Annotated in this window: 24 protein-coding genes; 13 read left to right on the top strand and 11 right to left on the bottom strand. The window is 62.7% G+C overall.

The window, feature by feature from the left end:
- The first annotated feature begins 81 nt into the window (after positions 1-81).
- The 3 genes from L1069_RS02530 to L1069_RS02520 all read left to right on the top strand — a co-directional run bounded on the left by L1069_RS02530 (position 82) and on the right by L1069_RS02520 (position 3,262).
- A complete protein-coding gene (locus L1069_RS02530) occupies positions 82-555 on the top strand; it encodes an outer membrane protein assembly factor BamE (RefSeq protein WP_129371206.1) in 474 nt (157 codons plus the stop codon).
- 85 nt (positions 556-640) lie between these two features.
- Entirely contained in the window at positions 641-1,384 is a 744-nt protein-coding gene (locus L1069_RS02525) for a GNAT family N-acyltransferase (RefSeq protein WP_237454678.1), read from the top strand.
- Positions 1,385-1,477: 93 nt separating this feature from the next.
- Positions 1,478-3,262, top strand: coding sequence for an ATP-binding cassette domain-containing protein (locus L1069_RS02520; protein ID WP_237454739.1), 1,785 nt, complete (start codon positions 1,478-1,480; stop codon positions 3,260-3,262).
- A 133-nt stretch (positions 3,263-3,395) separates the two neighbouring features.
- On the opposite strand, the gene L1069_RS02515 is transcribed toward L1069_RS02520, so the two are convergent.
- The 3 genes from L1069_RS02515 to L1069_RS02505 form a co-directional block, all read right to left on the bottom strand.
- Positions 3,396-3,974: a sugar O-acetyltransferase gene (locus L1069_RS02515; protein ID WP_237454677.1), complete on the bottom strand. Its 579-nt coding sequence runs from the start codon at positions 3,972-3,974 to the stop codon at positions 3,396-3,398.
- 281 nt (positions 3,975-4,255) lie between these two features.
- Positions 4,256-5,011, bottom strand: a complete 756-nt coding sequence (locus L1069_RS02510; protein ID WP_237454676.1) for an SDR family NAD(P)-dependent oxidoreductase — start codon at positions 5,009-5,011, stop codon at positions 4,256-4,258.
- Positions 5,012-5,099: 88 nt separating this feature from the next.
- Positions 5,100-6,017 (bottom strand): GNAT family N-acetyltransferase, encoded by a 918-nt coding sequence (locus tag L1069_RS02505; protein ID WP_237454675.1) that lies wholly within the window; start codon positions 6,015-6,017, stop codon positions 5,100-5,102.
- A gap of 46 nt (positions 6,018-6,063) precedes the next feature.
- Between L1069_RS02505 and L1069_RS02500 the strand changes: the two genes are divergently transcribed.
- Positions 6,064-6,201, top strand: coding sequence for a hypothetical protein (locus L1069_RS02500; RefSeq protein ID WP_167738113.1), 138 nt, complete (start codon positions 6,064-6,066; stop codon positions 6,199-6,201).
- Between the two features lie 458 nt (positions 6,202-6,659).
- On the opposite strand, the gene tyrS is transcribed toward L1069_RS02500, so the two are convergent.
- Positions 6,660-7,979, bottom strand: a complete 1,320-nt coding sequence (gene tyrS / locus L1069_RS02495) for a tyrosine--tRNA ligase (RefSeq protein WP_237454674.1) — start codon at positions 7,977-7,979, stop codon at positions 6,660-6,662.
- Between the two features lie 144 nt (positions 7,980-8,123).
- On the opposite strand from tyrS, the gene L1069_RS02490 reads away from it, so the two are divergent.
- A complete protein-coding gene (locus L1069_RS02490; RefSeq protein ID WP_237454673.1) occupies positions 8,124-9,233 on the top strand; it encodes an anhydro-N-acetylmuramic acid kinase in 1,110 nt (369 codons plus the stop codon).
- Positions 9,234-9,314: 81 nt separating this feature from the next.
- Here the strand turns inward: L1069_RS02490 and L1069_RS02485 are convergent, their stop codons facing one another.
- Both L1069_RS02485 and L1069_RS02480 read right to left on the bottom strand, forming a co-directional pair.
- Positions 9,315-10,217: a fatty acid desaturase gene (locus L1069_RS02485; RefSeq protein ID WP_237454672.1), complete on the bottom strand. Its 903-nt coding sequence runs from the start codon at positions 10,215-10,217 to the stop codon at positions 9,315-9,317.
- Positions 10,218-10,263: 46 nt separating this feature from the next.
- Positions 10,264-10,683, bottom strand: coding sequence for a cupin domain-containing protein (locus L1069_RS02480; RefSeq protein ID WP_129371198.1), 420 nt, complete (start codon positions 10,681-10,683; stop codon positions 10,264-10,266).
- A gap of 56 nt (positions 10,684-10,739) precedes the next feature.
- On the opposite strand from L1069_RS02480, the gene L1069_RS02475 reads away from it, so the two are divergent.
- Together L1069_RS02475 and L1069_RS02470 are read left to right on the top strand one after the other, a co-directional pair.
- Positions 10,740-12,158, top strand: coding sequence for a YdiU family protein (locus L1069_RS02475; RefSeq protein WP_237454671.1), 1,419 nt, complete (start codon positions 10,740-10,742; stop codon positions 12,156-12,158).
- A gap of 153 nt (positions 12,159-12,311) precedes the next feature.
- The gene (locus L1069_RS02470) at positions 12,312-13,016 is read left to right on the top strand and encodes an endonuclease/exonuclease/phosphatase family protein (RefSeq protein WP_129371196.1); all 705 of its coding nucleotides are present in this window, start codon (positions 12,312-12,314) and stop codon (positions 13,014-13,016) included.
- A gap of 292 nt (positions 13,017-13,308) precedes the next feature.
- On the opposite strand, the gene L1069_RS02465 is transcribed toward L1069_RS02470, so the two are convergent.
- Complete coding sequence (locus L1069_RS02465; RefSeq protein WP_237454670.1) at positions 13,309-14,628, bottom strand: DEAD/DEAH box helicase; 1,320 nt, start codon at positions 14,626-14,628, stop codon at positions 13,309-13,311.
- A 349-nt stretch (positions 14,629-14,977) separates the two neighbouring features.
- Between L1069_RS02465 and L1069_RS02460 the strand changes: the two genes are divergently transcribed.
- The 5 genes from L1069_RS02460 (at position 14,978) to L1069_RS02440 (ending at position 19,017) form a co-directional block, all read left to right on the top strand.
- A complete protein-coding gene (locus L1069_RS02460; RefSeq protein WP_129371195.1) occupies positions 14,978-15,391 on the top strand; it encodes a Fur family transcriptional regulator in 414 nt (137 codons plus the stop codon).
- 202 nt (positions 15,392-15,593) lie between these two features.
- Positions 15,594-16,487, top strand: a complete 894-nt coding sequence (locus L1069_RS02455; protein ID WP_237454669.1) for a DMT family transporter — start codon at positions 15,594-15,596, stop codon at positions 16,485-16,487.
- Positions 16,488-16,671: 184 nt separating this feature from the next.
- Positions 16,672-17,949, top strand: a complete 1,278-nt coding sequence (gene eno / locus L1069_RS02450) for a phosphopyruvate hydratase (RefSeq protein WP_237454668.1) — start codon at positions 16,672-16,674, stop codon at positions 17,947-17,949.
- Positions 17,950-18,022: 73 nt separating this feature from the next.
- Entirely contained in the window at positions 18,023-18,511 is a 489-nt protein-coding gene (locus tag L1069_RS02445) for a hypothetical protein (protein WP_237454667.1), read from the top strand.
- Positions 18,512-18,561: 50 nt separating this feature from the next.
- Positions 18,562-19,017, top strand: coding sequence for an MEKHLA domain-containing protein (locus tag L1069_RS02440; RefSeq protein WP_237454666.1), 456 nt, complete (start codon positions 18,562-18,564; stop codon positions 19,015-19,017).
- A 561-nt stretch (positions 19,018-19,578) separates the two neighbouring features.
- Here the strand turns inward: L1069_RS02440 and L1069_RS02435 are convergent.
- Genes L1069_RS02435 through L1069_RS02425 form a run of 3 tightly spaced genes read right to left on the bottom strand, consistent with a single transcriptional unit; the run spans position 19,579 to position 21,237 of the window.
- Positions 19,579-20,028 (bottom strand): GNAT family N-acetyltransferase, encoded by a 450-nt coding sequence (locus tag L1069_RS02435; protein ID WP_129371191.1) that lies wholly within the window; start codon positions 20,026-20,028, stop codon positions 19,579-19,581.
- The gene (locus L1069_RS02430) at positions 20,025-20,966 is read right to left on the bottom strand and encodes a nucleoside hydrolase (protein ID WP_237454665.1); all 942 of its coding nucleotides are present in this window, start codon (positions 20,964-20,966) and stop codon (positions 20,025-20,027) included. The genes L1069_RS02435 and L1069_RS02430 overlap by 4 nt, the downstream gene beginning before the upstream one ends.
- Positions 20,920-21,237 (bottom strand): hypothetical protein, encoded by a 318-nt coding sequence (locus tag L1069_RS02425; RefSeq protein WP_237454664.1) that lies wholly within the window; start codon positions 21,235-21,237, stop codon positions 20,920-20,922. Before L1069_RS02425 ends, L1069_RS02430 begins: the two co-directional genes overlap by 47 nt.
- Here L1069_RS02425 and L1069_RS02420 point away from each other — a divergent pair.
- Complete coding sequence (locus L1069_RS02420) at positions 21,236-21,790, top strand: hypothetical protein (protein ID WP_237454663.1); 555 nt, start codon at positions 21,236-21,238, stop codon at positions 21,788-21,790. The genes L1069_RS02425 and L1069_RS02420 overlap by 2 nt on opposite strands.
- A 72-nt stretch (positions 21,791-21,862) precedes the next feature.
- Here L1069_RS02420 and mazG read toward each other — a convergent pair whose 3' ends face one another.
- Positions 21,863-22,678 carry a nucleoside triphosphate pyrophosphohydrolase gene (gene mazG, locus L1069_RS02415; protein WP_237454662.1) on the bottom strand — a complete coding sequence of 272 codons (816 nt, stop codon included), beginning with the start codon at positions 22,676-22,678 and terminating at the stop codon, positions 21,863-21,865.
- Positions 22,679-22,685 lie beyond the last annotated feature (7 nt).

Below are 22,685 nucleotides of genomic sequence, written 5' to 3'. Positions count from 1 at the left end.
TGAACCGGAAGCGGTCATTAGGTAATCGGGTTCAAAGACGTATTCAAGCCGCGCATTGCGGCATAAGGCCGGGGGGCAGTCATGGTTGCTAAGGCATTTCACTTTAAGTCCGTTATGCGCGGGGCGGTTTTTGCCGCGGCGGGGCTGGCATTGGCGGCCTGTTCGTCGGTTTACCGCAAGCACGGGTATGTGCCCACGCCGGACCAGCTGGCCGAAGTGGTGCCGGGGATCGATACCCGGGATTCGGTGGCCGAAAGCGTCGGCATCCCGTCCTCGACCGGGGTGCTGAACGACAGCGGTTATTATTACGTCGCGACCCGGTTCCGCCACTATGGCGCCGCAGCCCCGAAACCGGTGGCGCGCGATCTGGTCGCGATCAGCTTTGACACCGCCGGGGTGGTGCAGGGGATTGAGCGGTTCAGCCTGGAAGACGGCAAAGTGGTGCCGCTGGAACGCCGGGTGACCAGTTCCAGCGTGCAGGACAACACGTTCCTGCGCCAGCTGCTGGGCAGCCTGGGCAACTTCGGTCCCGATCAGTTCCTGCAGGACCAGTAAGGCTGGGGGCTGCCGGTCCAGCGGGCTTCACCGGGCTGTCACAGCGCTTATGTTAAGGGCTGAACCGGAGAAGGGGGAGGCCGCAATGGCAGCAGTGCCGGAGGTGCTATTGCACAAGGGGTGTTACCGCGCGCGCCTGGCGGCGGGGGCTGCGGATGTGGCTGCGGCGCAGGCGCTGCGCGCGCTGTGCTTTCGCACCGGCGGCACCGATTGCGACGCTTATGATGGGGCCTGCGTGCATGTGCTGGTGGAGGAGGTGCGGACTGGTGCTTTGGTCTGCTGCTTCCGGCTGCTGGTGCTGAGGGGCGGCGCGGAACTGGGCTGCAGCTATTCGGCGCAGTTCTATGATCTGCCGGGGTTGCAGGGGTTCCAGGGCCGGATGGCGGAGCTGGGCCGGTTCTGCATCCATCCCGATTGGCACGACCCGGATATCCTGCGCATTGCCTGGGGGGCGGTAACGGTCTTTGTTGATGCAAAAGATGTGCGGATGCTGTTTGGCTGCACGTCTTTTGCCGGCACCGCCACGGCAGAATACCTGGACGCTTTTGCACTGCTGAAACACCGGCATCTGGCGCCGCCTTGCTGGCGGCCGCAGGTGAAGGCGCCGGATGTGTTCCGCTTTGCTGCGCGGTTGCGGCGGAAACCGGATGTGAAAAAGGCGATGCTGCATATGCCGCCGCTGCTGCGGACCTATCTGCTGATGGGCGGCTGGGTCAGCGATCATGCGGTGGTCGATGCCTGTATGAACACGCTGCATGTGTTCACCGGGCTGGAGATCGGGGCCATTCCTGCTGCCCGCAAGCGGCTGCTCAGGGCGGTGGCCGGGTGAATTTGAGTATTTTTGAAAAGATGAAGAAGCGGCGTTGACGCGATTCTGCCGCCGGGGTAGCTGGCTGGCATGGCACGTATTCCTCTTTTACAGATGTCCGGTATTTCCCTCACCTTTGGGGGCGATCCGGTTTTTTCCGATCTCGATCTGGTGGTTCAGCCCGGCGACCGCGTTGCCCTGGTGGGCCGCAACGGGTCGGGGAAATCCACGCTGATGAAGGTGATGGCGGGGATTGTTGAAGCGGATAAGGGCGCGATTGTGGTGCCGCCGGGTAAATCGGTGGGCTATATGGAGCAGGATCCGCAGATGACGGGTTTTGCGACGCTGGGCGATTTTGCCGCCAGCGCGCTGGATCCTGGCGAGATGTACAAGGTGGAGCGCGCGGGCGAAGGGTTGAAGTTCGATCCGGCGCGTCCCGTTGAAACCGCATCCGGCGGTGAACGGCGCCGCGCCGCATTGGCCAAGCTGATGGCCGAGGCGCCGGATCTGATGCTGCTGGACGAGCCGACCAACCATCTGGATATCGAAGCGATCACCTGGCTGGAGAATGAGCTGAAGGCGACCCGCGCGGGTTTTGTGCTGATCAGCCACGACCGGGCGTTTTTGCGGGCGCTGACGAAGGCGACGCTGTGGGTGGACCGCGGCGCGGTGCGCCGGCAGGAGAAGGGGTTTGAGGCCTTTGAAGCCTGGCGCGACAAGCTGTGGGAGGAAGAAGACCAGCAGCGGCACAAGCTGAACCGGCTGATCAAATCCGAAAGCCGCTGGGCGGTGGAGGGGATTTCCGCCCGCCGCAAGCGCAACATGGGCCGGGTGCGGGCGCTGCAGGATCTGAAATCCGAACGCAGCAACCAGATCAAGCGCCAGGGCGCAGCTGAGATGGCGTTGGATTCGGGGCCGAAATCGGGCCGCAAGGTGATTGAGGCTGAAGGGCTGGGCAAGGCCTTTGGCGGTAAGCAGATCGTGCAGGACTTCTCGCTGAAGGTGCAGCGCGGTGACCGGGTGGCTTTTGTCGGGCCCAATGGCGCAGGCAAGACAACGCTGTTGAAGATGCTGCTGGGGCTGGAAGAGCCGGATACGGGGTCGGTGAAGCTGGGCACCAATCTGGAGCTGGCGCTGTTTGATCAGACGCGGGATCAATTGGATGGCAATGCGACCCTGTGGGAGAATCTGACCGCGGATCCCCTGCTGGGGGTTTCCGGCAAGGCGGATCAGGTGATGGTGCGCGGGCAGCCGAAACATGTGGTGGGCTATCTGAAGGAGTTTCTGTTTGATGAAGCCCAGGCGCGTGCCCCGGTGCGGTCTTTGTCGGGCGGCGAGAAGGCGCGGCTGCTCTTGGCGCGGCTGATGGCGCGGTCCTCGAACCTTCTGGTTCTGGATGAACCGACCAACGACCTGGATGTGGAGACGCTGGATCTCTTGCAGGAGCTGCTCGATAATTACGACGGCACCGTGCTGCTGGTGAGCCATGACCGGGATTTTCTGGACCGGGTGGCGACCACCACCATTGCGATGGAAGGCGACGGCAAGGCCACGGCTTATGCCGGCGGATGGAGCGACTACCTGGCGCAGCGCGGGCCGCTGGACGTTGCGGAAAAGTCTGAGAAGGTGAAGGTTGCGAAGCCGAAGCCCAAGCAGGAAAGCCAGCCCAAGGACGGGCTGAGCTTTAAGGAAAAGCACCGGCTGGAGGCGCTGCCGGGTGAGATTGAGCGGCTGGAAGCGGAGATCGGCAAACTGCAGGAATTGATGGCGGATCCAGCGCTGTTCACCCGCGAGCCGGTCAAGTTCAGGAAAGCGACCGAAGCGCTGGTGGAGCGGCAGGAAAAGCTGGCGGCGGCTGAGGAAGAATGGTTGCTGCTGGAGGAAAAAGCCGAGGGCTGAGGCCGCGGTTTCAGTTAAGACAGTAAGGCTGACCAAATGTTTCGCGCGCGAAACATTTGGTCAAAGGTTCTGCCATAATGCTTTGGAATTCATCAGGAAATATGAAGCGCGGGTTAAGGCGGCGGGCGGTGCCTTAACCGTCTGACGACCAGCTTGATTCCAGGCGCCGGGGGCGGGCGGGGTTGCCGGTCACCGTTTTGCCTGCAGCCACATCCCTGGTCACTACTGCCCCGGCGCCGACGATGGCGCCGTCGCCGATTGTGACACCCGGCAGGAGGATTGCGCCGCCGCCGATCCAGACGTCCGTGCCCAGAGTAACGGGGCGGGCGATCTCCAGCCCTTGCCCCCGTAAAGCCCTGTCCTTGTGGTGCTGGGCGCAGTAGATCTGCACATTCGGCCCCAGCATGGCGCCGTCGCCGATGGTGACCGGCGCGGTGTCCAGAATGGTGCAGCCCGCGTTCATGTAGACGTTGCAGCCCAGGGTGATGTTGATGCCATAGGCGCAGTGGAAGGGGGCCTCAACCAGGCAGTTTTCGCCGTGGGCGGCAAAGAGAGCTGCCAGCGGCGGGCTGAGCTGCGCGGCGGGATCAGGCGGGGCGGTGTTGTGCTGATGCACCGCAACGCGGGCCTGGTGCTGCAACACCCCAAGTTCGCTGTCCTGGCAACAGTACCATTCGCCAGCCTGCATTTTCTGCCGTTCGGTTTTGCGCATCGGGACCTCCTGAAGGGAGTGAAATGCGGGCTGGAGGGATTGTCAATCGGCGGCAGTGCTCCCGCGCCCGCAGGAGCCCTGGCTGCGCCAAGGCACCTTTGTGCGGCCTTGGGCCGCGCGTTGCTGCGCAACGCAAAAAGGTTTGGCTGAGAAGCGCTTAAGAGGCGGTGTGCCCCTCAAGACGCCATTTCGAGTGTGTATTCCGCTGAGACCGCCTTAAGGGTGAACGGCGCAGGCGCCGCTGCTGCGCAGCCCTTGACCCGGCCTCAACAGCAGGTGTGTCAGCGCATGCGCAGGGCGCCGTCAATGCGGATGACTTCGCCGTTCAAATAGCCCATTTCGACGATAAAGCCCGCGAGGCGGCCGTATTCGCGGGGATCGCCCAGGCGGGCGGGGTTGGGCACATCTGCCGCCAATTGCTGCTGCACTTCTTCCGGCAGGCCGGCCAGCATCGGCGTCATGAAAATGCCGGGCGCGATGGTCATCACGCGGATGCCCGAAGAGGCCAGATCACGCGCCATCGGCAGGCACATGCCGGCCACGCCGCCCTTGGAGGCTGCATAAGCCGCCTGGCCCTTTTGGCCGTCAAAGGCGGCGATCGAGGCGGTGTTGATGATCACCCCGCGAGCGCCGTCAGCGTCCGGAGTGTTCTTGGCGATTTCCACGGCGGCGAGGCGCGCCACGTTGAAAGTGCCGACCAGATTGATGTCAATGGTGCGCTTGTAGGCGTCCAGCGGATGCGCGCCGTCTTTGCCGACGGTCTTGGCACCGATGGCGATGCCGGCGCAGTTCACGCAAGCGGTGATCTTGCCCATCTTCCCGGCGGCGTGGGCGATGGCGGCGGAGACCGAGTCTTCGCTGGTGACGTCGGTCTGGGCGAAATGCCCGCCGATTTCTTCCGCAACTTGGGTTCCGCGGCCGGCGTCGCGGTCCAGGATTGTTACCTGGGCGCCTTGGCCGGCAAAGTAGCGGGCGGTGGCCTCGCCCAGGCCCGAGGCGGCGCCGGTGACGATGGCAGCGGTGTCTGCAAGTTTCATGAGCGGGGCTCCTCCCGGTTATCTGAACGTGTGTTCATATAATGGAGGCGGCCTGCATCTGTCCAGCGGGACGGGACGTCGCGGGCGCTCAGGCGTCCATTTGCTGCCGGTCCAGCAGCGCCAGGGGACGTAAGAGGCGGCCCAACGGCGGCCAATGGCCCCAGGTTCCGCCCAGGCGGTGCGCCTTGGCGCCGGTGCCGAGTTTGAAACGGGCAAGTCCAGCGGCGCGGCTTGTGTCGATCAGGCCAAGGTCCAGGCGGCAGATGCCCTTGTTGGCAAGCCAGCATGCGGCCTCCCACATTAGCATGGGATGGGCGCTGAGCTGTTTGCCGCGCGCGGTGGTATGGGCGATGTGGTAGGTGGCGCTGCTGCCATGGGTGAGGATCAGGATGGCGGCGACCGGGTCTTTGCCCTCGAATGCCTGGAACAGTTTGGCCTGGCCCTTGTTTTCACGCGCATAGGCAAGGGTGAGGGCGATGGGCCAGCTGCGGTAGCCGCGGGCGGTCTGCTGTTTGGCGTCGGCAGCAAACAGCCAGTGGCGCACATCGTGCGGCAGGTTCTGGCGGGTGAGGCGCAGGCCCTGGGATTCGCCGTGGTTCAGCCGGTTGCGCCATTTCTGGTGCAGAGCTGCCCGGCGCTGGTCGGGGGTGCCGGTCAGGTCCCAAAGCGCTGCATGCGCCGGGGTGACAAGCGGTACCGCACCAAGGCGGGCGAGTTGCGGTGACGGTGTTTCCGGCGACAGGATCAGCGGCGTATGGCCCAGTCCACGCCTGCGCAAGGCTGCCATCAGGGGGGCGGGGTTGCTCAGATCCGCCCGGTTCACCATCGCCAGACGCAACCCGCCGGGAAGGCGGCGCTGCAGCACCAGCGTGCCGTCCAGCAACAGCGGATCCTGTCCGCAGGCCATCAGCGCGCGGGCAAACTCCGGCGATTGCTGAAGGGCGCGGAGCGGAGGGCGGCGGGTTGCCGATGTGGGCATACCGGGATCGGGGGCACTGTCGAACATGAGGCCATTAACGCGCTGGAAACCTAATTCATGGTTAACTTCGGGCATGAAGGACAAGAAACAGATTATGGGGCAGGCGGCTGCGGCCCCGCGGATGACCAGGGCAGCGGCGCTGCTGATTGCCATCGGCCTGTCGGTGCCGGTGTTTCTGGTGCTGACGCTGGTCGAGGTGTTTCTGCTCTGAGGCAGCCGGGAGCGCCCCCCGCGCCCGCAGCCGCCTTGGCTGTGCCTATTCGTCTTTGTGCGGCCTTGGGGTGACGAACGCCCGGAAAACTGTCCGGGGACGGATTTCAGCGAGGTACGGGTGGAGCCCTGGGCAGGCGCCGCGTTGCGGCGCAAGGAAGCTGGCTGAGAGGCGCTTAAGGGCAGGTTTGCCCTCAAGGCGCTTGTTTGAGTTTACCCTGTCCATCCCCGCCTCAAGGATAAACCGTGCTGCGCACGGCGGCTGCGCCGTCCTTGACCCGGCGCTGGCCTGTTTTGGCGTGTGTCTCAAAGGAAGCGCGACCGCGCCGCGCGGCTGCGCGGCGCTATGCCCAACCATGACGGCCCATCTATGATGGGGCCGGAATGGGCGGGAGGGCTTGTTGCAAATGAAAAAGGGGAGCGCGGCGGCTCCCCTGTCTCGTGTTATTCCCGGCCTGTTCAGCCGTCCAGCCGCACCAGAGCGTGGCGTTTTTTGCCGGCGCTCAGTTTCCAACTGCTCAAATCTTTGTCCTCAAGAAGTTCGCCATCTGAAGCTACCAATCTGGCTCGCATTGTACCGTCCGTTGATTGATAAACTAGGATTCTTGACCCAGCATCAGTCAGTGGCCGATCGTCCAGTTTGGCACCGTTCTCGGAAATCAGCCGTTTGGCGTCCTTGCCGGATTTGGCAAGGCCGGATTTCACGATCAGCTGCACAATGGAAATCCCGTCACCCAGATCCGCCGCAGTGAGCGACAGGGTCGGGAGGTCGTCGCCCACACCGCCCTTCTCAAACACTTCGCGGGCGGTGGCTTCTGCTGCCGCGGCGGCCCCGGCACCGTGCAGCAGCGTGGTCACCTCATTCGCCAGGATCACCTTGGCGGCGTTGACTTCAGATCCGGCCAGCGCGCCCAGGCGCTCGCATTCATCGACCGGCAGCTCGGTATAAAGCTTCAGGAACCGGCCCACGTCGGCATCGGTGGTGTTGCGCCAGAATTGCCAGAACTCGTATGGGCTGCGCATTTCGGCATTCAACCAGACTGCGCCGTCCTGCGACTTGCCCATCTTCTTGCCGTCCGAAGTGGTCAGCAGCGGTGAAGTCAGGCCATAGACCTCATGGTCGATGGTGCGGCGGGTGAGGTCGATACCGTTGACGATATTGCCCCATTGATCCGAGCCGCCCATCTGCAGGATGCAGCCGTAGCGGTTGTTCAGCTCCATGAAGTCATAGGCCTGCAGGATCATGTAGTTGAACTCGAGGAAGCTGAGCGACTGCTCGCGGTCAAGGCGTGATTTGACGCTTTCGAATGCCAGCATCCGGTTCACCGAGAAATGGCGGCCGATGTCGCGCAGGAATTCCAGGTAGTTCAAGCTGTCCAGCCATTCGGCGTTGTTCAGCATCAGCGCCTTGTTCGGCGCATCGGTGTCGTAGTCGATATAGGCCGAGAACACCTTCTTGATGCCGGCGATATTGTCGTCGATCTGGGCTTCGGTCAGCAGCGGGCGTTCATCGGCACGAAAGGAGGGGTCGCCCACCTTGGTGGTGCCGCCACCCATCAGGGTGATCGGCTGGTGGCCGGTCTTCTGGAACCAGCGCAGCATCATGATCTGGATCAGCGAGCCGACGTGCAAGGATTTTGCAGTCGCGTCAAAGCCGATATAGGCCGGGCGCACACCGCTGATCAGGGCGTCATCCAGCCCCTGATAATCGGTGCAGTCCGCGAGGAACCCGCGTTCCATCATGACTGCGACGAAATCCGATTTCGGTGTGTAGGTCATAACATGCCTCGGTCTATGATTTTGCACCATGCCCTATAAATCGCATTGATGCCGGTTGGAACCTGTTTTCCCGGCAATTTATGCGTTGTAGAGTCAGGCGCAAGCGGGCGGGACGGCCCGGAGCCATAAGGACGGGGGCAGGCCATGAGCAGGGCCATAGCAAAATCAGGCCCGGTGCGGGCGCTGGGGGCGATGAGCGGCACTTCGCTGGACGGGGTGGATGCAGCGGTTGTGGTAACCGATGGCGAGCGTATCCACGGGTTCGGCGAGAGCAGTTACCGCGAGTATACCGAAGCCGAGCGCAGCGTGCTGCGGGCCGGGCTGGGCAAATGGACCGGACCGGAGGTTGAAGCGGCTGCCGGGGTTTGCGATGCGGCCCATGCGGCGGCGCTGGCAGAATTCGAGGACGTGGAGATCATCGGCTTTCACGGCCAGACCCTGGCCCATGCGCCCCGGCTGCAGGGTACGCTGCAGGTGGGCGATGGCGCGGCTTTGGCCGAACGCCTGGGCAAGCCGGTGGTCTGGGATTTCCGTTCAGACGATGTGTCGATGGGCGGCGAGGGCGCGCCGCTGGCGCCGTTCTTTCACTTTGCCTGCGCTAAATACATCGGCGCCGAACGGCCGCTGTGTTTCCTGAACCTGGGCGGGGTTGGTAATCTTACCTATGTGGATCCGCGGTTTGACCAGGCCGAGGAACCCGGCGCGCTGCTGGCGTTTGACACCGGCCCGGCCAATGCGCCGGTTAATGATCTGGTGCAGGAGCGGCTTGGCATTCCCTGGGACGCGGGTGGCAAGGTGGCGCGCTCCGGCACTGTGGAGACCGGCGCGCTGGAGCTGTTTCTGGCCGAGCCTTACTTTGCAAGAATGCCGCCCAAGTCGCTGGATAGGAACGATTTTGACGAGATGGTCGGATTGGTGAACGAGTTGAATAACTCGGACGCCGCGGCGACCTTGATCGCCATGTGCGCAGCTTCGGTGGCGCAGGGGATGGAGCATTGCCCGGAGCCGCCGGAGGTCGTGCTGGTCACTGGCGGCGGGCGGCACAACCCGGTGCTGATGCAGATGCTGCGGGTGTCGCTGGATTGTGCGGTGAAACCGGTTGAGGACGCAGGCCTGGACGGCGACATGCTGGAGGCGCAGGCCTTTGCCCATCTGGCGGTGCGGGTGGCGCGGGGGATGGCGACGTCCTGCCCTGGCACGACCGGCGTGCGGGCCTGCGTCGGCGGCGGGGTGGTGAGCGTGCCGGGGGCGTGAGATGGAGGCGAGGGGGACAAGAAACTTCGAAGTTTCTTGTCAAATTTCTTCAAAGAAATTTGTGCGGCCTTTGACGGCCGGTCAGCGGGAGATCTGCCGGAGGTAGTCTGATGTGAACTCTGCATACCCTCCCGAAGCCGACTTCAGGTGTGCCTGTGTGATGGCATGGAAAGCGGGCAGCTGGTGGAAAGGCACATTCGGAAAAGCATGATGCTCGGCATGATAAGGCATATTCCAGGCCAGAAAGCGCACCAACCGGTTGGTGAAGGTGGTGCGGGAGTTTTCCAGCATGTTGGCAACTGGCGGGCAGAGCCCGTGTTCTGCCAACAGATAGGCGCGCAGGAACGGCTGGCCGATCAGCAGCGGCACAAGCCATAGCCGCAAAACCAGTGGTGACACCAGCAGGGTCAGCAGGGCGGCTGTGTAGACGGACAACAGTACCCGCGACTCCAGCCGCATGTGCGCGTGGCGGCGTTCCGGCAGGTACGGCGCATCAATGGTGCCAAAGGCGTTGCGCCAGAGGGTCCCCGCCATGCCGCGCCAATAGCCCCAGCCGCTGAGGTATTTCAGCCATTGGGGAATGGTCTCCGGGCGCGGCCCTTGTTCCAGCTCGGGGTCGCGTTCGGGGTCGTTGGTGAACTTGTGATGCGCCAGGTGAAAGTAGCGGAACCAGACAAAGGGCAGCGCCATTGCCAGGGCGCAGAAATGGCCGGCGGCCTCGTTCAGCCACTTGCTGCGGAACGGAGTTTGGTGGGTGCATTCGTGGCTGAGGGTGAACAGGAAGACCAGCAACACCCCCTGCGGCAGCATCAGAAGCGGCCAGAAGGGCACTTGCAGCGCAAGGCCTGTGGTGCAGACGGCCAAAGCGGCAATGTACAGCGCAAGATGCTGCAGCCCCGCAGCATCGGAACGGGTGGTCAAGGACGCTTTGGTCTCCGGCGGCAGCGACTTGATAAGGGTGGTGTGATCCATAGGCGCAGGCATATGGACAGTTTTGTCCAGTCTTCTGATTCGCTGCAAGAGTCGGGGGTCAGCCACGCGGGATGTCAAAGCCAGGCGCAGCAAGTTCGAATCCTTCGAACTGGAAACCGGGCGAGACGGTGCAGCTTACCAATGTGCAGTCTCCGGTTGTGCGGGCCGCCTGCCAGTGACCTTCGGGCACGATCTGCTGCGGCGCGCCTTTGGTCAGATCAGGGGTCAGTATGTGGTCCTGTGCCGGGCCTTCCCTTGTCTCCGCCACCGACAGCACCAGCGGTGCACCGGCGTGGAAAAGCCAGATCTCCGTTGCATCGACCCGGTGCCAATGGCTGTTTTCGCCTTCCTTTAAAAGAAAGTAAATACAGGTGCCTGCGGGGCGGCCTTCATTCCCGGCCCGCCAGGTTTCCCGGTACCATCCGCCTTCGGGGTGCGGCTGCAAGCCCAAATGTTCAATGATCTGATCTGCCGTCACTGCAGGCTCTCCCTTTTGGCGCTGGTAAATCTGTATACCAAGCATATGTTTGGGCTATGGCTTTCACGTTACCCTTTGATAACACATATGCTGCCCTGCCGGGGCAGTTCTACTCCAAACTGGCGCCGCAGGCGGTGAAGGCGCCGAGGCTGATTGCTTTCAACGAGGATCTGGCCCGGCTGATGCGCATAAGCCCGGGTGAGGCGGCAGAGATGGCGGCGGTCTTTGGTGGCAACCTGGTGCCGGAAGGGGCTGATCCGCTGGCGCAGCTTTACGCCGGGCACCAGTTCGGGACGTATAATCCGCAGCTGGGCGACGGGCGGGCAATCCTGCTGGGCGAGACGGTGGGAGCCGACGGTAAGCGCCGGGATGTCCAGCTGAAAGGCTCCGGGCGCACACCCTATTCCCGCAGCGGCGATGGCCGTGCCTGGCTGGGCCCGGTGCTGCGCGAATATGTGGTGAGCGAGGCAATGCATGCGCTTGGCATCCCGACCACCCGCGCGCTGGCGGCGGTTGAGACGGGCGAGACTGTCTGGCGCGAAGGGGGATTGCCCGGTGCGGTTCTGACCCGGGTGGCCTCCAGCCATCTGCGGGTGGGGACGTTTCAGATCTTCGCGGCGCGCGGCGACAAACACAGCCTGCGGCAGCTGACGGACTATGCGATTGCCCGCCATTACCCGAATGCGGATGGAGCCATGGGCCTGCTGAGGGCGGTGCGCGATGCGCAGGCCAAGCTGATTGCAGCCTGGATGGGCGTGGGCTTTATCCACGGGGTGATGAACACTGACAATTCCGCGATTTCGGGCGAGACAATCGACTATGGCCCTTGCGCTTTTATGGATGTCTACCATCCGCACACCGTGTTCTCGTCTATCGACCGCGGGCGGCGGTATGCCTATGCCAACCAGCCCGATATTGCGGTGTGGAACCTGGCACAGCTGGCCACTGCGCTGATCCAGCAGCTGGACGACCCGCAGGCAGGCGTCGAGGAAGCCACGGAAATCGTTCATGCGATGCCGCAGCTGACCGAGGACGTTTGGCTGACCCGGTTCCGTGCCAAGCTGGGGATCACTTCGGCGCAGGAAGATGACCTGGAGCTGGTCACTGGCCTGCTGGAGCGGATGGCGGAAAACCAAAGCGATTTCACCAATAGTTTCAGGGCGCTGGCGGCGGGCACGGCGCGCGATCAATTCACCGATCCGGCGGTATATGACGGCTGGGCCGAAGGCTGGCAGGCGCGGTTGGCGGATGAGCCGGACCCGCAAGCGGTGATGCAGGCCGCCAATCCGGCCTTCATCCCGCGCAACCACCGCATCGAAGAGATGATTGCGGGCGCTGTGGCGGGAGACTATGCGCTGTTTCACCGGCTGAACGCAGTTCTGGCCAGCCCTTATGCGGACCAGCCGGAACACACAGACCTGCAGCGTCCGCCAGCACCGGAGGAAGTGGTGCAGGCGACTTTCTGCGGAACCTGATCTGCTTCTTTCTGGTTTCAAATACTCCCCGGGGGTGAATTGAGCCGCAGGCTCAAAAGGGGGCGGGCAGCCCCCGGCCACGCCTGCGTCGGGATGACGGTTGTGTTTCAGATGTGTCCTGCGCCAAACTCCGGACAAACCTGGAGGCACCGGATGCCCAATCAACCGCCGCAGGATACGCTGCGGATTGCCACTTACAATATTCAGAAATGTATCGGCCTGGACCTGCGCCGCCGGCCTGAGCGTGTCTTGCAGGTGATCGCCGGACTGGCTGCGGACGTGGTGGTGCTGCAGGAGGCTGACAAGCGCCTGCCGCCGCGGCCCGCGGCGCTGCCGCATTTTCTGGTCGCGGAAACCGGCTGGCAGGCGGCGGACCTGGGCGGAGCCGGGTCCCTGGGCTGGCACGGCAATGCGGTGCTGTTCCGGAATGGCGTGGTGCTGCAGGCCAAAGGCCATATCGTTTTGCCAGGGCTGGAGCCGCGCGGCGCGGTCTGGGTTCAGCTGAAGACGGTTTTGGGGCCGGTGCGGGTGATTGGCGCGCATCTGGGGCTGACGGGACGGGCGCGGCGTGAACAGATGCGTGCCTTGGCCCATGCGGCAAAGCGCGAGGACAGCGCAGTGGTGCTGGCGGGGGATTTCAATGAGTGGTCGCGGGGGGCGGTGCTGGAGCATATCACACCGGCGCTGACTTTCCTGCCGCCCAAGGCGAGCTTTCCGGCGCTGCGGCCCCTGGGGGCACTGGATCGGATTGCGTATTGCAAGCGGTTGAAAGCCGTTGCGCATGGGGTGCATGGTGCCCGGCCTGCGCATATTGCCTCGGACCATTTGCCGGTCTGGGCGGATTTGCAGGCGGTGTGAAGCGGGAGCGCTCCCGCGCCCGCAGGGGCGTCAGGCTGTGCCTGAAGCCCCTTGGCGGCCTTGGGCCGGGCGTTGCTGCGCAACGCAGGGGAGGGGCGCATGTTTGCAGCCGGAACTGTCCCCCGGTCAATTTTCTGCAGGTTTCAACTGCAGGGAACTGCTTCAGGGGCAGAGTTTGCCCCTGAAGATGGCTGTTTGAATGTGGCTGGTGCTTTGCTGTTCCGGGGCAAGGATGAGCAGCGCTGACGCGCTGCGGCAGTACTGTCCTTGACCCGGAGCTGCGCGGGCAGGCTTAGCGCGCGCGCTGTTTTTGGCCGCCGCGCTGGCCGTTGCTTGCGCCCTGGGGCTTGCCTTGGCCGCCCGAGCCACCGCCGCCGCGGCGGCGCTGGCCGCCGGGTTTGCCGCCGCCGAAACCGCCGCCGCCGCGGCGTGCGCCAGGACGGCCGCCGGGTTTACCGGCCGCTGCCGGATCCGGCAAAGCCTCCCAGGCGCGGCCCGAGGCGACGGGGATGGTGGTTTTCATCACCTTCTGGATCGCCTTCAGTTCTTCCATTTCATCCGGCGAGCAAAACGCAATCGCAGCGCCATCCTTGCCAGCGCGCGCAGTGCGGCCGATACGGTGCACATAGGCGTCCGGCACATTGGGCAGCTCGTAGTTGTAGACGTGTTTCACGTCCGGAATGTCCAGCCCGCGGGCGGCCACATCGGTGGCGACCAGAACCTTGATGTCGCCGGATTTAAAGGCGGCAAGGGCGCGCTCGCGCTGGCCCTGGGATTTGTTGCCGTGAATGGCAGCTGCGGCAAAGCCTGCCTTGTCCAGCACCTTCATCAGCTTTTCCATGCCGTGTTTGGTGCGGCCAAAGACCAATGCGCGCTCGTCCTTGTGGTCGGCCAGCAGCTCTTTCAGCAGGCTCAGCTTTTCGGCCTTGGCGATGAAATGCACCGATTGGGTGACCTTGTCGGCGGCTTTGCCCGGAGGCGAGACTTCGATACGGACAGGGCTTTGCAGGTAGGAGTTGGCGATCTCGTTCATCTGCTTGGGCATGGTGGCCGAGAACAGCATGGTCTGGCGCTCGGCCGGCAGCAGCGCCGCGATCTTGCGCAGAGTGTGGATGAAGCCGAGGTCCAGCATCTGGTCGGCTTCGTCCAGCACCAGGAAGTCGCAGGAGCCGAGATCCAGTGCGCCGCGATCGAGGATGTCAATCAGGCGGCCCGGTGTGGCAACCAGGATGTCGGTGCCCTTGGCGATGCGGGAGATCTGCGGGTTGATGGACACGCCGCCGACAACCAGGCCGACCTTCATCGGGGTGTTTTCGGTGAGGCCTTTCAGGGTCGCTGCGATCTGGTTGGCCAGTTCGCGGGTCGGCGCCAGCACCAGGCCGCGCACGGTGTTGGCAGCGGGCTTGCGGCCGTATTGCATCATCTGCGCGATCAGCGGCACGCCAAATGCGGCGGTCTTGCCGGTGCCGGTCTGCGCGAGACCCAGCACGTCCTGACCGTTCAAGGCATGCGGAATGGCGCGGGCCTGGATCGGGGTGGGATCATTGAGGCCCAGGTCCTGGAGCCGGGTGAGGAGCTTTTCAGGAAGCCCCATGGTCGAAAATTCAGTCACGTATCGTCCTTTCACAGCCCTGCGTCAGCACGGGCCGGATCCGCTGCTAACAGCGGTTTCTTGCGGGGCAGGGACCTCGGGCGCGCGCTGGCTGGATGCCAGGCCGCTGGCCTCTGCAATCCCCACGCGTGATTTTGGGAATGTCGGCATATCACTTGACCCCGGGTGTCTTGTCACGCACATGCGGTGCGGCCGGTCTTGGTCTCTGCTCACGCGGCAGGGAGGGATGCCTGGGCGTCAAATGGCTGTGGATAAGCGCATTGTCAACCGTTGATGCCGGCGAAAAGCCTGTTTTCGACGCAGATTGCATCCGCTAAAGAGGAAAGCCAGAAAACCGCGAGGACCTTCGATGCCAAAGCCGATTATCGCCCGTTGCGAAGCCAAGGGGCTGCGCATGACCGGCCAGCGCCGGGTGATTGCCCAGGTGCTGCAGGACAGCGGCGATCACCCGGATGTAGAGGAGCTGTATGCCCGCGCCAGTGCGATGGATGCGGCGATTTCCATCGCCACCGTCTATCGCACGGTGAAGCTGTTCGAGGAGGCGGGCATTCTGGAACGGCTGGAGTTCGGCGACGGGCGCGCGCGGTACGAGGATGCCGAGCGGGATCACCACGACCATCTGATCGATATGAACACCGGCGAAGTGATTGAGTTCTGCGACCCGGAGATCGAGGAGCTGCAGGAGCGGATCGCCCGCAAGCTGGGCTATGAGCTGCGCGGGCATAAGCTGGAGCTGTACGGGGTGCCGCGCAAGGCGGAGTAGCATCCGCCCCGGCCCGCATTATTTTGCAGAACTCCGGTTGCGCCGGCGGCCTGGGCCGCGCGGCGCATCACGGAAATTGATATCTGTGCTCACGTCTTGTCATGACACCGGGTCGCAAACGGAGTTGCCTGCGCCGGGGCGCTGATGTTCTTTGCCCGGATGGTCCGGCGTACTGCCGGACCGGGATACGGGACGCGCGCTTATGAACAACCTGCATGGTATTCTGCTGGTCATTGCCTCAATGGCTTTTTTCACGCTTGAAGACATGTTCATCAAGCGTCTGTCGGCCACTTTGCCGGTGGGGCAGATCCTGGTTTTTCTGGGGCTGGGCAGCGGGTTTGTCTTTGCGGTCATGGCCAAGATGCAAGGGCACCGGCTGATGGCGGCGCGGGCCTGGCGCAAAAAGCCGGTGATGCGGGCCGCCATGGAAGCGGTGTCGGCGATGGGGTTTGCCTCGGCTTTGGCGCTGGTGGATATCTCGACCGTGGCCGCAGTGTTTCAGGCAACGCCTTTGGTGATCACCATGGGGGCGGCGCTGTTTCTGAAGGAGGACGTGGGCTGGCGGCGCTGGTTGGCGATCTGCGTGGGCTTTGCTGGCGTTCTGCTGATCATCCGGCCCGGGCTGGACGGGTTTGAGCCAGCGGCGCTGCTGGTTGTGGTGGCAGTGCTGGGGGTTGCGGCGCGCGATCTGATGACCCGCACAATGGACAGCGGTGTGCCATCAACGGTGTTGAGTTTTCAGGCATTTATGGCGGTCATCCCGGCCGGGGTTTTGCTGCTGATCTTCACGCCGGGCGATGCGCAGGCGCTGACGGGCGGCGAGTGGATGATGATGGCCGGCGGAGTGCTGTTCGGGGTGCTGGGCTATTACGGCATCGTGACGGCGACGCGGGTTGGCGATGCCTCGGCGGTGACGCCGTTCCGCTATACAAGGCTGCTGTTTTCGATCCTTGCAGGAGTCATCGTCTTTGGCGAGCGCCCCGATACGCTGACCTTGGCAGGGTCGGCGCTGATTATCGCATCCGGTCTTTATACCTTTGTCCGGGAGCAGCGGCTGGCCCGGCGGGCGCGGCGCGCGGCGGCTGCTGCGGCCTGAGGTCTCAGGCCGGCAGCGCGGCGTGCAATTGTTCAACCCTGTTGGCGCAAACAGAGCAATGTTAGCCCTAAACCGCCGCTTTCATGTGTGTTAGCGATAACGCGCCCGGTTTACATTTCCGCCGCGGCTGGTATGACGCTGGCAACAGAACGCGCCGCTTTCAGGCCAAACCAAGGATGGACAGATGAGCACCATTATCGACATTCACGCCCGTGAGATTCTCGACAGCCGGGGCAACCCGACGGTTGAGGTCGACGTGATCCTGGAAGACGGCACCATGGGCCGCGCCGCCGTGCCTTCGGGCGCCTCGACCGGCGCCTATGAGGCAGTGGAGAAGCGCGACGGCGACAAATCCCGTTACCTCGGAAAAGGCGTGCTGGAAGCGGTCGCCGCAGTGAACGGCGAAATCGCCGAGGAACTGGTCGGCTTTGACGCCTGCGAGCAGGTCGCCGTGGATATGGCGATGATCGAGCTGGACGGCACCGAGAACAAAGCCCGCTTGGGCGCCAACGCGATCCTGGGCGTGTCGATGGCGGTGGCAAAGGCTGCGGCCGATTTCACCACCCAGCCGCTGTACCGCTATATCGGCGGCACTTCGGCGCGGGTGCTGCCGGTGCCGATGATGAACATCATCAACGGCGGTGAGCACGCCGACAACCCGATCGACATTCAGGAATTCATGATCATGCCGGTGGCCGCGGAGAACATCCGCGACGCGGTGCGCATGGGGTCCGAAGTGTTCCACACCCTGAAGAAAGAGCTGTCGGCGGCGGGTCTTTCGACCGGTATCGGCGACGAGGGCGGCTTTGCCCCCAACATTGTCTCGACCCGCGAAGCCCTTGATTTCGTTCTGAAATCTATCGAGAAGGCAGGCTATAAGCCGGGTGAGGAAATTTATCTGGCACTGGATTGCGCGGCGACCGAGTATTACAAGGACGGTAAATACGTGCTGTCCGGCGAGGGCAAGACCCTGTCGTCCGAGGAAAACGTGGCCTATCTGGCGGCGCTGGTGAACGACTATCCGATCATTTCGATCGAAGACGGCATGGGCGAAGACGACTGGGACGGCTGGAAGGCGCTGACCCAGGAGATCGGCGATAAGGTGCAGCTGGTGGGCGACGACCTGTTTGTGACCAACCCGGCGCGCCTGGCCGAGGGCATCGAGCGCGGCTGCGCCAACTCGATGCTGGTGAAGGTGAACCAGATCGGCACCCTGACCGAGACCCTGAAGGCGGTCGATATGGCGCATCGTGCGCGCTACACCAACGTGATGTCGCACCGCTCGGGCGAGACCGAGGACGCCACCATTGCCGACCTGGCGGTTGCCACCAACTGCGGCCAGATCAAGACCGGCTCGCTGGCGCGCTCTGACCGGCTCGCCAAGTACAACCAGCTGATCCGGATTGAGGAAATGCTGGGCGAAGTGGCCGAATACGCAGGCCGTTCGATCCTGAAGCGCTGAGCGCCTCCATTACGAAGAATGATCCGGAAGGGCTGGTGTCAATCAGCCCTTCTTTTTTCGAGGAGTCATTTCGATGGGCGTATTTTTGAACCTGCCTGAAGCGGTGAAAACTCTGTTCGAAGCACGGGCAAAGCTGGAAGATGAATTCGCGGGTTCAGGTTTGAAGTTTACTCTGGATGGCAAGCTTGTAGGCGACATCGGAGAAGCAATCGCCTCCCGCGCTTTTGGTCTCAAAATCACGGCCAACAATAGTCCGGGTATCGATGCGACGATAGCCGACGGAAGGACTGTTCAGATCAAGGCAACTGGGGACCCTAAAGGAGCGGCACATTTTCGACCGCATAACACTGGTGCCGATTTTCTTATTGTCCTGTTGCTTGACTATAAAAAGCTGAAGGCCGAAATCGTTTACAACGGGCCGGAGGCGTGTGTCCGTACCCATTTGATTGAGAACACCAACTTTGCGAGCCAGCGCCCGGTGTCTTTGCGGCAGCTGCGGATGATGCAGGAAAAGAACACGGCTTCTACTCAATTGCCATTGGTCAGATACGCAGCCGCGTGATTGGCTTTCCCGCATGCAGCCACGACGGAACCGGCAGAGGACAAAAATAAATGATGCAGACACCCTCTCCGGAAAACAGCTATCAAACCGCCCACGCGGACCTGCTGCTGACGTCCTTTGCCCAGGCCACCGACCGCCCGCTGCTGGAGGGGGCGGATGCCGAGGCGCTGTACCGTGCGCCTTTCCCGGTGCTGTCGCACAACACTGCCGCCGATCCGGTGCTGACCTATGGCAATCTGGCGGCGCAGCGCTTGTGGGAGATGGGCTGGGAGCAGCTGACAGCCATGCCGTCGCGGCTGACGGCGGAGCCGACGCATCGGGGCCAGCGGGACACGATGTTCGCTGAGATGCGCGCAAAGGGCTTTATCAGCAATTACACAGGCGTGCGGATCAGTGCCCTGGGGCGGCGGTTCGAGATCCGCAATGCCATCATCTGGCCCTTGCTGGGGGCGGATGGGGGTAAACTGGGTGAGGCGGCGACGTTCCGCGACTTTGCTTTTCTTTAGCTCCGCCCGCAGGCAGGGCAGGATGCAGAAGGTGAACGGAAAACAGGGCCCGCGGTTGTGTGGCCCGGTTCACAGACGGGCTTTCACGGACATGTTACCTTAGTCTTACGCGGTCCGGGTGTTACCGCGGGAGAGGAGAGACCAGCATGCCAAAACAAGGTTTTCGCAAATTGGCAATTCCAGCGGGTCTTTCAATACTACCAGGGTGCAGCAGCCCGGAATACTTCCCGCTTGGCGGGGATGCCGCTGCACCGCCGGATCCGGTCAGAAGTTGTGAGTGCAACGGCCGGTTTCATCTACCATCCGGGAATTCAGGACCGGATGGCTGGCGCCCTGGCCGGGGGGCGGAGCGTCAGACCTAAGGAGAGTGCGGCGGCACATTTAGTCCGCCGCGGTGCGTGAGGTTCCATCACCGCGCGAACTGGCACATTGTTTTGTCTGGCTGTTTTGAATTGCCACCGTGCCTGCCGCAGCTCCAACTGCCATTCCGGCAGCGATAGAACAGGCTCTTTGGGGGGAGAGCTGGTCAGAGGGCGCAGCTTGACGGCTGTGCCTTTTGGCTTACATCTCCTTGGTCATCAGCATGTAGCTGTCGCGCGGCTTAAACCGGGTACGCAGATAGAGCCGCCGGGCGGTCTCGTTTTCACGGTCCACCTCCAGATGCAGGGCACGCAATCCAGCCGTGGCCAGGGTTTTCGGCAGTTCGGTCAGCACCTCGGTGGCAACGCCGCGGCCGCGCACCGCGGGGCGGATGTACAGTTCATCCACAAAGCCGTCCATGCCGCCGAATTCCACCGACCAGCCAAAGGTGATGACGATATAGCCGATCGGCGCGCGGGTCGGGCCGATCAGGTAAACCGCGCCGTAAGGGTGCCCGTTCAGCAGCGGCTCAACCCCGGCGCGGCGGTGGTCCTCGGTTGTTTCCAGACCGGATTCGGCATGGAAGGCGGCAACCAGCGCCAGCACCCGGTCCAGGTGTTCAGGCTTGGCAAGATGCAGGGCGGCGCTCATAGTCGGGCGAGCCTTTCGGTCAGGAGTTTAAAGAAACCGTCCGCGTCGGCATCGCCGATAAACAGGGCGTTGGGTTTTCGGCCGGTGACGCCCCACCAATCGGCGACGGTCATGCCAAGGGTGAGTTCGGAGCGTGTTTCGATCTCGACATTCACATGACGGCCGGCGAACAGGCCGGGCTGCAACAGCCAGGCAATGACACAGGGGTCATGCAGCGGGCCGCCTTCGGAGCCGTATTTTTCCACATCGAAGCGTTCGAAAAAATCGAGCATATCTGCGGTGAAGGTTCCCACGCGGGAATTCAGGGCGCGGATTGCTTCGACGCGGGGTTGGGTGGCCAGCACCTTATGCGTCACGTCCAGTGGCATCACGGTGATCGGCGCGCCGGATCTGAACATGATTTCAGCGGCTTCCGGGTCGACGTAAATGTTGAATTCAGCCGCCGGGGTTATGTTGCCGACCTCGAAATAAGCGCCGCCCATCATCACGACGTCCTGCACCCGTTCGATGATGTCGGGCGCCCGGTTAAAGGCGGCGGCAATGTTCGTGAGCGGCCCCAGCGTGCAGAGGGTGACAGTGCCTGCTGGTTCCCGGCGCAGGGTGTCGATGATGAAATCGACGCCGTGCCCTGCGGCAAGCGGCATGTCCGGCTCCCATAGCGTTGGCCCGTCGAGGCCGGTTTGGCCGTGCACATGTTCGGCGGTGATCAGCGGCCGGCAAAGCGGCGCCTTGCTGCCCGCGTAAACCGGCACATGCGTCTTGCCGGCAGCTTCGCAGGCAATTCGGGCGTTCTTGCTGGTGAGCGCAAGCGGCACATTGCCTGCGACACAGGTGATGCCAAGCAGATCCAGGTCTTCGGGGCTGGCCAGCGCCAGCAGGATGGCCACTGCATCATCCTGTCCCGGATCGGTGTCGATGATGATTTTTCTCGGTGCCATGGCACTCTCCGCTGCTGGTGAGCCATGAGACTACGCGCAGTTTAGCCGGGATTGAACCGCTGCCGCACCGGCGGTGCAAATTTCCGGACATTTTCTGCGACGGAAGTTTGCCGTTGCGGCGTTTGCTTTCTATGGTTGCTTGACGCAGCGTCAGGCGGGGCGGGATGGTCCCGGATGCGCAGCGGCTTTTGAAGCCCGGAAACGGGAAGTATTGGTTCTGCGGTGTTTTGCCGGAAGATGTATTTTGATTTTCATGAGGAATAAGAGACATGAGCAATGATCCCAAAGTTGTCGGCGACATTCTGAAGGACAAGAAGATGACCGCTTCTTACATGGAGTACTGCAAGCGGCGTTACTGTCTGAATGAGTTCATGTTCACGCAGAACAAGGGCAACCCGGAATCGCTGTGGGCCCGCTATATGGATCAGAAAAAGGGCAAGGAGCCGGTCAATATCACCTCGAAGACCTACAATGCGGCCAAGCTTCTGGCGGAGAAGAAGGACTTCAAGAGCGGCGATTGGAAGAAGATCATCGAGACCGGCAAGAGAGAAGTCGTCCTGATGCTGAACAAGGATGTGATGGGCTTCACCGGCAGCGATGAATACAAGAAATACGTGGCCGAAAACCGGATGGGCGATCCCAAGAAGGCGGCCAAGCTGCTGGGCATCACCGATGTGAAAAAGCTGAAGGATGTGATGGTCAATATCGCTGTTGGCGACAAGAAGACCGGCGAGAAGCTGTGGAAAGATCTGATGAAGAAGGAAAAGATCATTCAGGACTTCAAGACCATCATGGGAAACCTGAAAAAGGCCGGCCTGGCCTGAAGCCTTTGGCTGCCCGGCGGCTGCGCCGCCGGGATATGAGTATTTGAAGAAAGATGAATGAAAGATGCGCGCTCAGGCGCGTTCATCTGCCTTGACCGCGTCCCAGAGGGCGTCCATTTCGGCCAGATCGCTGTCCTCGGGGCGTTTGCCGCGGGCGGTTAGCTTGGCTTCGACGCCTTCGAACCGGCGGGTGAATTTGGCATTGGCGGCGCGCAGGGCGGCTTCGGGCTCAACCCCCAGATGGCGGCCCAGATTGGCCATCACAAACATCAGGTCGCCGAATTCTTCTTCGACTTCTGTCTGAGTGAGGGTGTCGCGGGCCTCGACCAGTTCGGCGCATTCCTCGGTGATCTTGGCGATGACATTGTCGGCCGAGGGCCAGTCAAAGCCGACGCGCGCGGCGCGTTTTTGCAACTTGTAGGCGCGCAAGAGGGCAGGCAGGCCCACGGCGACGCCATCCAGTGTGCCTTTCTGTTCCTTTCCGGCGCGTTCCGCTGCCTTGATCGCTTCCCAATCCCGGGTTTGCTGTTCGGCGGATTTCTCGCGGTTTTCATCCCCGAACACATGCGGATGGCGTGAGACCATCTTGTCCGACATGGTCCGGACCACGTCCTGAAAGGTGAAGTGACCTGCCTCCTGCGCCATCTGGGCGTGGAAGACGGATTGGAACAGCAGATCACCGAGTTCGCCCTTCAGCTCATCCCAGGCTCCGCGGTCGATTGCATCGGCAACTTCGTAAGCCTCTTCAATGGTATAGGGGGCGATGCTGGCAAAATCCTGTTCGATGTCCCAGGGGCAGCCGGTTTTGGGATCGCGCAGGCGCGCCATGATTTCAAGCAGGCGTTCGATGCCTGCGGTCTCATCGTGAATCAGGTCTGTTTGGGGCATTGCGGCG

The sequence above is a fragment of the Leisingera sp. MMG026 genome (assembly GCF_021654205.1).
Lineage (GTDB): Bacteria > Pseudomonadota > Alphaproteobacteria > Rhodobacterales > Rhodobacteraceae > Leisingera.
The sequence above is the reverse complement of the archived record's forward strand: the minus strand, read 5'-3'. Positions and strand labels throughout refer to the sequence as shown.